Source organism: Colwellia sp. TT2012 (assembly GCF_001440345.1).
Taxonomy (GTDB): Bacteria; Pseudomonadota; Gammaproteobacteria; order Enterobacterales; family Alteromonadaceae; genus Colwellia.
The window spans coordinates 1-880 of the sequence record NZ_LJYX01000099.1; the positions used below are offsets into that span (position 1 = coordinate 1).

General features: G+C 58.8%; 2 protein-coding genes. Both read left to right on the plus strand.

Translation table 11 applies throughout. The features are described 5' to 3' along the window. Positions 1-109 precede the first annotated feature (109 nt). On the plus strand, positions 110-259 hold the full coding sequence (locus ASU03_RS22150; protein ID WP_442855153.1) for a hypothetical protein: 150 nt from the start codon (positions 110-112) through the stop codon (positions 257-259). A 12-nt stretch (positions 260-271) separates the two neighbouring features. After that, the coding region (locus ASU03_RS20260) for a cbb3-type cytochrome c oxidase subunit I (RefSeq protein WP_442855154.1) at positions 272-880 on the plus strand (609 nt) is incomplete at its 3' end.

Consider the following 880-nt stretch of genomic DNA (forward strand, 5'->3'; position numbering starts at 1 on the left):
GCCGCAATTCAACCTCAGCGACCAGGAGGTGGACGATATGGCCGAGTTCCTCAAATGGAGCTCGAAGATCAACACCAACGGCTGGCCGCCAAACACGGAGGGCTGAGGGATGCGTACCGTCAATCCATATCTGAAATTCCAATCCCAGGCCGTGGCCAAACCCTACTTTGTGTTCGCCCTGATCCTGTTCCTGGGCCAGGTGCTGTTCGGTTTGATCATGGGCCTGCAATACGTGGTCGGCGACTTTCCGTTCCCGTAGATCCCCTTCAACGTGGCCCGCATGGTCCACACCAACCTGTTGATCGTCTGGCTGCTGTTTGGCTTCATGGGCGCCGCCTACTACCTGGTGCCTGAGGAAGCTGACCGCGAGTTGCACAGCCCCAAACTGGCAATCCTGCTGTTCTGGGTGTTTGCCGCCGCCGGGGTGTTGACGATCCTCGGTTACTTGCTGGTGCCCTATGCGGCCCTGGCCAAGCTGACCCACAACGAACTGCTGCCGACCATGGGCCGTGAGTTCCTGGAGCAACCGACCATCACCAAGATGGGCATGGGGGTCGTGTGCCTGGGCTTTCTCTACAACATCGGCATGACCCTGCTCAAGGGTCGCAAGACTACCGTGAGCATGGTGATGATGACCGGGCTGATCGGCCTGGCGGTGTTCTTCCTGTTCTCGTTCTACAACCCCGGCAACCTGGCACGGGACAAGTTCTACTGGTGGTGGGTGGTGCATCTTTGGGTCGAAGGCGTGTGGGAGCTGATCATGGGCTCGATGCTGGCCTTCGTACTGATCAAAGTCACCGGCGTCGACCGTGAAGTGGTGGAGAAATGGCTGTACGTGATCATTGCCATGGCCCTGATCACCGGGATCATCGGCACTGGT

Bases quoted from the DNA above. Each gene is read 5' to 3' on its own strand.
- ASU03_RS22150 (WP_442855153.1), top strand. From the start codon at position 110: ATGCGTACCGTCAATCCATATCTGAAATTCCAATCCCAGGCCGTGGCC.